This window comes from Pseudoalteromonas sp. NBT06-2, from assembly GCF_002276045.1.
Lineage (GTDB): Bacteria > Pseudomonadota > Gammaproteobacteria > Enterobacterales > Alteromonadaceae > Pseudoalteromonas.
Window position 1 is genome coordinate 1 of the sequence record NZ_NQMR01000122.1, and the last position, 10,303, is coordinate 10,303.

Sequence of the window (10,303 nt, forward strand, 5' to 3'; positions counted from 1 at the left end):
CTGATCGAGCCCAATTCAAGGCGTGTTGATGCCCGAATGTAGGCTACCTTTCAAATCAACGCAACGATGAAGTGGGTTTGCTCATAAGCTCTGTCTTGGCGAGTTTACGCTAGCATTTATTGACCTAATATTTTTGCTGGATCAATACGACTTGCTTGCCAAGCGGGATATGCGGTTGCCAGTACAGTCATCACTAAAGTGATACAAACTGTGATTAACACATCTCTATAATCTAATCTTGAAGGCAAGAATTCGACAAAATAAATTCCTGTTAATACATTTTTACCTGAAAATTCGCTGTACCAATTAAATATATCAGGGATATTCAGTGCTAATAATACTCCAGCTATACTTCCGAATATAATACCTATTAGAGACTGCCCTAAGCCTTGCAGCATAAAAGTTGAGATAATAGTACTGTCTTTTGCTCCCATCGTTTTTAATATCGCAATATCGGATTCTTTTTCTTTAACTTCCATCACTAAAGTAGATACTATATTAAAGCTAGCGACAGCAATAATTAACAGTACCACTAGATATACAATAGTGCGAACCATTTGAATATCTTGATATAAATTACTATGTTTTCTAAACCAACTACTGACATATACATAGTCATCTAATTGTTCACCTAAAGTCATAGCCAAAGACTTTGCCGCAAATACATCATCAACTTTAAGCCTTAACCCTTTTGTTTCGTTGGTATCAAATCCTAAAATATCTTGGGTTTTAGCTAAATTAACCAAAGCAGTGATCCTATCAACTGGACCACCCATTTTGATGATACCCATCAATTTTAATTTAACTTTTTTAGCTGCTTTTAATGAGCTGCTACCAGAGTTTATTTGAGGGATCAGCAAGGTAATGATATCACCTCGTTTAGCGCCAATTTCCTGTGCTATTTGGTTACCTAAAACAACCTGGTTTTTATTTAAAGATGTTAAATCAAAATTTTTAATATATTCTTGTACGCCAGAAACACGTACTTCTAGCTTAGGATCAATTCCTCTAACTTCAACAGCTTTAAGCTTACCTTTATACTGTGCCATACCATTAAGAGCAATAAAAGGAGCTGCCGCTACAACCGAATTATGACTCTCAAAACGCTTAACTTTGCTTTTCCAATTATTTATTGGAGTATTAGGTGCTTCATATTCAATATGCGGAACCACGTTTAACAGTCTATTGACCATTTGATATTCAAAGCCATTAATAACCGATAATGCAATGATAAGTACAGAAATACCTAGGCCTATACCCATACTGGATGCTTTTCCGATAAAGCCAATGAAGCCATTTTCATGTTTTGCATGTCGGAATCTTCTACTTAAAAATAAACTAAATTTCACAGTGCACTCTTTTTAAGTGTTAAAATACCATCATCTAAATAAGCTGTTTTACCCAATTTTGCTGCTAATTCTAAATCATGAGTTACTACTACAAAGCTTGTTTTAAGAGATTTATTTAACTCTTTGATTAAATTATAAATTTTAAGAGCGTTTTGCTTATCTAAATTCCCAGTTGGTTCGTCAGCTAATATTAAAGCAGGTTCACCAACTAAAGCGCGAGCAATAGCAACTCTTTGCCTCTCTCCGCCTGATAACTCTGAAGGTTTATGCTCTATTCGGTGATTTAAGCCGACTTTTTCAAGCATCTCTTCTGCTTTTTCTTTTGCTTTTTTTGAATTCATTCCAGCAATTAAAAGTGGCATTGCTACATTTTCTAAAGCGCTAAATTCCATTAATAAATGATGAAATTGGTAAATAAAACCTAAATTTTTATTTCTAAATTCCGCTTGTTGTTTTCGGCTTAAGCCTGCTACATCTTGATTTAATATTTTACTCGTTCCAGTTGTAGCAACATCTAATGTACCCAATATATGCAATAAGGTGCTCTTACCAGAACCTGAACTTCCTACAATTGCTAATAATTCACCTTGTTCTAATGCTAGGTTTACACCTTTAAGAACTTGAGTCTTATTCTTGCCATCTTGATAAATTTTATTGATGTCCGTACATTTAATTACTAAATTACTCATATCTTAAAACCTCTGCCGGACATACACCTGCCGCCTTAGTTGCGGGGTATAAAGTTGCTAAAAAACTCATAAATATACTGCCAAAAATAATATAACTAAGTTGAGAAGCATCAAATAAAACAGGTAAAACTGCGCCTCCTAACAAGTTAAGCCCAACTAAATCTAATATTTGGTTAATATTAGCTGCAAATGCAATTCCTAATCCACCACCAAGTAAAGCACCAAATAGTCCATTATATAATCCTTGAATAATAAACACCTGTTTAACGCTATTAGGTGTTAAACCTAATGTTTGCAATATGGCAACTTCAGATTGCTTTTCAGCAACCATCATGGTCAAAGCAGAAACGATATTAAATACTGCCACAAGAATAATTAAACCCAATAATAAGGACATGATACGTTTTTCCATTGCTACGGCTGAAAATAATCCACCTTGGGTTTTACGCCAATCGGATACATTAAATTGTTGAAATAAATGAGCTTGAGAGAATAAAACGCCATCAACAGTGAATGGGTCATCCAATTGAATTCGGATACTCGGTGCTTGCTTTTCAGATTTAGGAATTTTTAAAAGCCTCGATACCGACACTCCTTGACTAAATACAAGGCTTCTATCTATCTCAGAACCTGTTGAATAAATAGCAACTAAAGTCAGCAACCTGCTACTAGGTATTCGTCCCATAGGCGTATAACTTGATGCTTTAGGTACAATAACTCTGACCTTGTCACCTATATTCAGCCCTAACCTAATTGCTTGATATCGGCTCATGGCAATCGTATATTTTTTATCAAATAATGCCTGCCAGCTACCTAGCTCTATATTATCTTGAACTTGCTGTAATTGATTTGCTGAATATACACCTTGCCAAATTACACCTTGAATATTCTTATTTGTTTGTAATATAGCTTCAGCTTCAATATATTGAGATACATCCGAAATGCGATCATCTAATAATAATTTTTGTTTAATTTGAGAAAATGTAACGTATTTTTTTTGTGACAAATGATCACTGTAGCTCAGTTCAATATGCGGTAATAACCCTAACATGCCTTGTTTTAATTTGTTCTCAAATCCATTCATAACTGAAACAACAGTGATTAAAGCCATTATTCCTAATGTAATGCCAGTTATAGAAAAAAAAGAGATAAACGAAATAAAAGCATTTCCTTTCGCCGCTCGGCTGTATCTAAGGCCTATAAAAAGGCTAACAGGTTGAAACATAATAGACAAAGGTACCTAACATGTAGTTAATATTAAGGCGAGTTTAACATTAATCTTAATTTTTAATGTAGTTTTGTTACTAAGAAGTTTGTAAAAATATGTTCTTTACTTGCCTAGAATTAATAAATGGCTAAAATATGTGAAAATATTTCGCTATGCTTACTTTCTTATGCCGCAAACAAAACTTGATGAATTTAAACAATACTTTCAAATTGAAGAAGCTATTAAGGTCAACCTTGAAGCTGTAAAACCAGAACAGGTACCAGCCAACACATTAGTATTAGAACAACGTACCCCTGCGTTATTTCTACTTGCTAATGAAGTGAATGAATTAGAACAAAGTGCATTAAGGCCTTTAAGACAATTAAGTGATGTTGCCGATGAATTGTCCATATTTTTAAAGGCACAATCAAGAAAAATAGATTTGATCATGTCTCATATTTTATCATCTGAACATGATACAGATGATAAACTTTTAACACACTCTTATGGTGGTGGCGGTCTAATTTTAAATACCCAAGAAAAGTACCGTATAGGCCAAGATTTTTGCTGTAAAATATTTTTAGATTATGACGCTGCTGCAGTATATTGTTTTGCTCAGATAATAGTCACTGAACAAGATGCTAAAACCAATACTTACCGACAGACTCTATTATTCACACAAGTGAGAGAGACAGACCAAGAATTGTTAGTACGTGCAAGTTTGCATGCACAATCTCGATTACTAAAACTTAAAGCGAAACATAAAAATATTAGCTCACTTTAGCTCTACATAAACAGTTTATTATTTACAGAGTAATATAGATTATGACATTTATGCTTTCAGGTTAAATATATCTAAAAGTATTTAAATTCCAGAATATAGTCTTTATGATCGATGCACTCATTATTACCATGACTTATTAAAGATCTACCGGAATTAAATCTGTATACTGAACTGATTGATATAATTTTTAAATAATAATAAGAGTTTGGAGCTAGAACTAAATGGCATTAAAGCAATTGGCATCATTACCTTGGGTAAAATCTACTAAAGATAAAATTCAATGGGGACAATTACAAGGTAGTGCATTAAGCTTATCCATAGCACAAGGCGTAAAAGATCATAAAGCTTTGATAGTTCTCGTTACTCAAGATACCCCGTCAGCTTTAAAATTAGAATCTGAATTAAAATTTCTACTACCAGAACAAAATGTAATGCTTTTCCCTGACTGGGAAACCTTACCTTATGACCATTTCTCACCACATCAAGATATTATTTCAGATCGTTTAGCCAGTTTAAATAAACTAAAACAAACACAAAGTGGTGTATTAATTTTACCAGTAACCACTTTAATGTTGCGGACTTCTCCTGCTGAATTTATATACGGCAGTACATTATTATTTAAAACAGGACAGATACTAGATAGTCATAAATTAAGAAGTAATTTAGAAGCCGCCGGTTATACAAATGTACAACAGGTTATGGAGCATGGTGAATTTGCAGTTCGTGGCTCTATTGTTGATTTATTTCCAATGGGTAATCACTCGCCATTACGATTAGATTTATTTGATGATGAACTCGATAGCATTAAAGAATTTGATGTCGAAACACAAAGATCAGGCACAGAAATTAAATCTATTGAGCTAATGCCTGCCCATGAATTTCCAACAAATGAAAAAGATATTGAGAGATTCCGAAGTCAATACAGAGAATTATTTGGTGCAAGTAAACAGCCCGAATCAATTTATATGCAAGTAACCAAAGGGCAGTATCCTGGCGGCATCGAATATTATATGCCTTTATTTTTTGACAAAATGGCAACAATATTTGATTATTTACCAAACAATGCAGTTTTAATGCATTTAGGTGATATAGAACACAGTGCACAGACTTTCTACAAAGATGTTCAAACTCGCTTTGATAATAGAAATGTAAACCCCTTTAGACCTTTATTGACTCCTCACTCTTTATACCAACCCATTGATGAATTATATTCAAACATGGGTAACTTTGCCCGTATTAACTTATCCATTGCAAAATTAGGCACTAAAGCTGGTCACTTTAATTTACCAACATCAGAATTACCAAAAATTCGCGTAGATCATCAAATCAAAAATCCATTTGATGCAATATCTCGTTATTTAATTGAACAAAAAACGGCTAAAAATCGCGTTTTATTCTCAACTGAAAGTGAAGGCCGTCGAGAATCTTTAATCAGTTTATTTAAACCTGCAGGTATTAAACTTAATTCTTTTGATAGCTTTAAAGAATTCATAAACTCTAAAGCCGATGTTGGTTTAGTGGTAAGTCCTTTAGAGCAAAGTGTTGTTTTAGCTGGTAAACCACAATTGAGCCTTATCACAGAGCAAGAGTTATTAGGTTTAAAAGTTTCTCAAAAACGCCGCAGAAAGCATAAGTACGAAGGCACTGCCGATGCCATAATACGTAATTTAGCCGAATTAAAAATTGGACAACCTATTGTACATTTAGATCATGGTGTTGGTCGTTATCAAGGATTGCAAACATTAGATGCCGCAGGTATAACAACTGAGTTTGTAACGATTACTTATTTAAGAGAAGCCAAACTATACGTGCCTGTTTCATCTCTTCATATGCTGACTCGCTATTCAGGCGGCGAAGATAAAAGCGCACCGCTACACAAACTCGGTACTGATACTTGGGAAAAAGCGAAACGAAAAGCAGCTGAAAAAGTGCGAGATGTTGCTGCAGAATTACTTGATATATATGCTCAAAGGCAAGCTAAAAAAGGAAATATATTTAGAATTGACAAAGGCGCTTATGCACAATTTTCAGATAGTTTTCCTTTTGAAGAAACTGAAGACCAAAAAAATGCGATTAATGCTGTTATTGGTGACATGCAGTCGCCATTGGCGATGGATAGATTAGTCTGTGGAGATGTCGGATTTGGTAAAACTGAAGTAGCAATGCGTGCTGCGTTTGTCGCTGTAAACGATGGTAAACAAGTGGCAATTCTTGTACCCACGACTTTACTTGCACAACAACATTATGAAAACTTTAAAGACAGATTTGCTAATTTACCAATCGAAGTTGATGTTATATCTCGCTTTAAATCTGCCAAGGAACAAACTCAAATTTTAACTAAGCTAGCTGATGGCCGTTTAGATATATTAATTGGTACGCATAAATTATTAAATCAAAGCATAAAATATAAAGATTTAGGATTACTAGTAGTTGATGAAGAACATAGGTTTGGCGTCCGACAAAAAGAAAAAATTAAGTCACTGCGAGCCGATGTTGATATTTTAACTTTAACAGCAACTCCTATTCCAAGAACTTTAAATATGGCAATGAGCGGCATGCGTGATTTATCTATTATAGCAACACCGCCTGAAAAACGCTTAGCCATTAAAACATTTGTTCACCAGTCCGAACCTTCAATTACTCGAGAAGCAGTATTACGTGAAATAAAGCGTGGAGGTCAAGTTTATTATTTACATAATAATGTCGCAACAATCGCTAAAACTGCAGCTAACTTAGAAATATTACTACCCGAAGCGAATATCACAATTGCCCATGGTCAAATGCGAGAGCGTGAACTTGAGCGTTTAATGACTGACTTTTACCATAAAAAATTCAATGTGTTAGTGTGTACGACTATCATAGAAACTGGTATTGATATACCAAGCGCCAATACCATAATAATGGATCGGGCAGATAAATTAGGTTTAGCACAACTTCATCAATTACGAGGTCGCGTTGGACGTAGCCACCATCAGGCATATGCTTATTTAATGACACCAGATGAAAAAGTAATATCAAAAGATGCAAAAAAACGTTTAGAAGCGATTAGTACTCTGGAAACGTTAGGTGCCGGTTTTGCTCTGGCAAGCCATGACTTAGAAATTCGTGGTGCAGGTGAATTATTAGGTGATGAACAAAGTGGTCAAATTGAGTCTGTTGGTTTTACTTTATTTATGGAAATGTTAGAACAAGCTGTTGAATCACTAAAACAAGGTAAAGAGCCCACATTAGAAAATATTTTAGGTAAACAAACCGATGTAGACTTAAAACTCCCTGCACTATTGCCTGAAGATTATATTTATGATGTAAATAGTCGATTAAGTATGTATAAACGCATCGCATCTTGTCAAAACTTTGATCAAGTTGATGATTTACAAATTGAGTTAATTGATAGGTTCGGTTTATTACCAGATCCTGCAAAAAACCTGTTTGCTTTACAGTTATTAAAAATACGCGCAGAAAAATTAGGAATTAGCAAAATTGATGCTAATGCCAAAGGTGCCTCAATTGACTTTACTAAAGAAACTAAAATTGATCCTATGTTTATCATAGGTTTACTGCAATCGAATCCGTCTAGATATAAAATGGAAGGTGCTAGTAAATTAAAATTTATGATCCCTCTAGAAAAACCAAGTGAGAGATTGAAATTAATAAATGCCATGATCACGGATTTTGAGCAAAAGGTAACCCATTAAATGAAGTTAAGATCACTCATAGGACTTTCATTACTCTTATTATCGACTGCCTCTATTTCAGGTAATGGCCGTTGGTATGAAGTAGAAATTGTTTTATTTGAGCATCCAGATAATGAAAAAGTAAAAGAAGACTTTAGCTTTGATTTATCACCGATTAAAACTAATAAATCTGTCGATATGTTATCCGAACATCTACAATTAATGGGTCAAAATAAGTGTTTATCTCATAAACCACAAACTAATATACTTAATAAAACCTTAAATACTCTTAATTCTCCAGTCTGTGTCGATAGCATAAATTATATTGCACTGATGGACAAAACGCCTCTAACACTAGATGCACCATTACGGGAAGGTATGGAAACACCTTATATAATCGCGGCAGAAGAGTTAGAATTTCAAACTACTATAAGTAGGCTTAAACGTGAGGGTATGATACCTATTTTACACACAGGCTGGCGCCAACCTGGATTAACAGAACGTAATGCACCTAATTACCGCTTATTCGGCGGAAAAAATTTTTCAAAACAATATAATTATTTTGGTAATTTAAAACAGATCGATAATACATATTTAGACATTTCTGATGATTCTGACGATATAAATTCACTTTTAAAGACAATTATAAACAGCGATACTTCAATTAAAAAACCTGTAAAATTTAACAATATCAATGAATACCCAGATAAAACCTGGCAGTTAGATGGCTTACTTAAAATATTTTTAAGAGGTAAATATTTAAATATTAAAGCAGAATTTAATTTACGAGCAGAAGATCGCACCGATGAAAAGCTTAAAAGCTTTCATTTTAATCAATTTCGTCGGGTGATCAGCAATGAAATTCATTATTTTGACCACCCTAAACTTGGCATTTTGATTCAAATCAGACGCTATATGCATTAATAACTAAATAAAAATATAAAAAGAGACAATTATGAAAAAGTACCTTTCAATTGCAGTTATTGCATTAACTTTAACTGCCTGTAGCAAAATAACACTTAAAAATTATGACAAAGTAAAAATTGGTATGGATAAAACTGAGATTGAACAGTTATTAGGTTCAGCTGACACATGTGAAGCAAAAGCATTACATACTAACTGTGTATGGGGCTCTACTGATAAAAATATCACCGCTACTATCGTTGGCGGTAAAGTCACTTTGTATAGTAAAAAAGGCTTATAATCGAAGTCATAATGAATAGGTGAAATAATATATTTTACCTTTTTCACTGCTGTTAACTATCAATATCCATACTAAAAGATACACACCGATACATCCCTTATACAAAACCTCATTATAGTTATACCCAAACCACTTCATGATCCGAGTTTCAGGACTTATGAAAAAATATTGATCTAGACGCAGCTTTGTATTAATGGTTGCCCCCTTAAAATAAGATGGATCGGCAATATGCTTATATACCCAAGCCACTTCAAGATGTGAGGTTCAGGACTGCTGAGCAATTCATGATCTAGGCGCATCTTTGCATTAATGGTTACTCCCTTAAAAAAAGATGAAACAACGAGCATGATTTGCTCAGAAGTCCCTGTAAGGTTGATTTATAAATACTTTATACAGCGTTATTGATTTTGAAAAGGGAATACCATGTTCTTCAATCAATGCCTTGCCTAAAGCATTTCTAATTCCAACTGAATCCTGCATCTTGAAGTGGTTTGGGTATATGGACTCCTCATATTGTGCAATAACAATTTTAAAACATAAGATGCGTGCTTATATATGGGCTCTTAATTGGAAGCTATCCCGGCCATTTTGATGTATTCGCACCTTAATGCCTAATCTCCTGCGCGACATTATAAATATGTTCAGAGCAATTTACAGGCTGTTGAAGGTTGGTCTAACCATTTTAAAGATCTTTATTGACAATATTAAACGCTGCATATTAACCTCCATGAAGATCATTTAATAACGCTGTTTTTCAAGTATGTTGTCGCCTAAATTGTAAATTTTATTCTTAAGCTGCTTCTTTTTCTGGATTCAAATAAACCTTTTCAATAAAGTTCCAGTTTCTACTATCTTTGCTCCATCGGTTCGGGTTTTTCAATCTTGCCTTTTGATACAGTTCCTGACGTTTCTTTAGTATTTCGACATCAAGACCACAATACCTTTCTTCAGGCGTCACATATTTTTTTCAAATTACTAGCACGACAGATAAAGTCACATATCTGAGACTTTAATAAAAAATTCAACTGATATTAGTCGCTATGCAGAACCTTTATACCAACCGTGGTTATGACTGTGAGCACACTTCATTAGTGATGATTTCAACCTGAAAAATTTGCATATTGTCGTCTGAAGTGTTAAATGGTATTAAGCCATGAGGCAGCTTCAATATTTAAAACTGTTAATATTTTTGGGTGTATTTTTGCTACTGTACCGCGTTTATTTGGCACGATTAAACGACTACTAAAATCAGCTAATTCTAAATAGTCAAAGAGTCAAAGAGTCAAAGAGTCAAAGAGTCAAAAAGGTATTGTATTTTTATCTTGCGAGCAACCAAACATTAATAAAGATTTAGATTCATCTAATAAAGCCTGTGATTTAAAACGCCCTTCCCATT

The 10,303-nt window shown here is 34.0% G+C and carries 9 protein-coding genes; 4 read left to right on the forward strand and 5 right to left on the reverse strand.

The genetic code is table 11. The features are described from left to right. Positions 1-116: 116 nt before the first annotated feature. From CJF42_RS19210 to CJF42_RS19220, 3 genes are read right to left on the reverse strand one after another with little or no spacing between them, the layout of a single operon-like run. Positions 117-1,349, reverse strand: a complete 1,233-nt coding sequence (locus CJF42_RS19210) for a lipoprotein-releasing ABC transporter permease subunit (protein ID WP_095368231.1) — start codon at positions 1,347-1,349, stop codon at positions 117-119. After that, on the reverse strand, positions 1,346-2,038 hold the full coding sequence (gene lolD / locus CJF42_RS19215; protein ID WP_095368232.1) for a lipoprotein-releasing ABC transporter ATP-binding protein LolD: 693 nt from the start codon (positions 2,036-2,038) through the stop codon (positions 1,346-1,348). Before lolD ends, CJF42_RS19210 begins: the two co-directional genes overlap by 4 nt. After that, the gene (locus CJF42_RS19220) at positions 2,031-3,263 is read right to left on the reverse strand and encodes a lipoprotein-releasing ABC transporter permease subunit (RefSeq protein WP_095368233.1); all 1,233 of its coding nucleotides are present in this window, start codon (positions 3,261-3,263) and stop codon (positions 2,031-2,033) included. The genes lolD and CJF42_RS19220 overlap by 8 nt, the downstream gene beginning before the upstream one ends. Before the next feature lie 169 nt (positions 3,264-3,432). Here CJF42_RS19220 and CJF42_RS19225 point away from each other — a divergent pair, with 169 nt between their 5' ends. The 4 genes from CJF42_RS19225 to CJF42_RS19240 all read left to right on the forward strand — a co-directional run bounded on the left by CJF42_RS19225 (position 3,433) and on the right by CJF42_RS19240 (position 8,907). Then, complete coding sequence (locus CJF42_RS19225; protein WP_095368237.1) at positions 3,433-4,029, forward strand: PilZ domain-containing protein; 597 nt, start codon at positions 3,433-3,435, stop codon at positions 4,027-4,029. 221 nt (positions 4,030-4,250) lie between these two features. Beyond that, on the forward strand, positions 4,251-7,724 hold the full coding sequence (gene mfd, locus CJF42_RS19230) for a transcription-repair coupling factor (protein WP_095368234.1): 3,474 nt from the start codon (positions 4,251-4,253) through the stop codon (positions 7,722-7,724). Further along, positions 7,725-8,627, forward strand: coding sequence for a CsiV family protein (locus CJF42_RS19235; protein ID WP_095368235.1), 903 nt, complete (start codon positions 7,725-7,727; stop codon positions 8,625-8,627). Between the two features lie 31 nt (positions 8,628-8,658). Next, positions 8,659-8,907 carry a lipoprotein gene (locus tag CJF42_RS19240; RefSeq protein WP_095368236.1) on the forward strand — a complete coding sequence of 83 codons (249 nt, stop codon included), beginning with the start codon at positions 8,659-8,661 and terminating at the stop codon, positions 8,905-8,907. A gap of 173 nt (positions 8,908-9,080) precedes the next feature. Here CJF42_RS19240 and CJF42_RS27655 read toward each other — a convergent pair whose 3' ends face one another. Together CJF42_RS27655 and CJF42_RS27660 are read right to left on the reverse strand one after the other, a co-directional pair. Then, on the reverse strand, positions 9,081-9,254 hold the full coding sequence (locus tag CJF42_RS27655; RefSeq protein WP_170940667.1) for a hypothetical protein: 174 nt from the start codon (positions 9,252-9,254) through the stop codon (positions 9,081-9,083). A gap of 443 nt (positions 9,255-9,697) precedes the next feature. Further along, positions 9,698-9,865 (reverse strand): hypothetical protein, encoded by a 168-nt coding sequence (locus CJF42_RS27660; RefSeq protein WP_170940668.1) that lies wholly within the window; start codon positions 9,863-9,865, stop codon positions 9,698-9,700. Between the last annotated feature and the right edge of the window lie 438 nt (positions 9,866-10,303).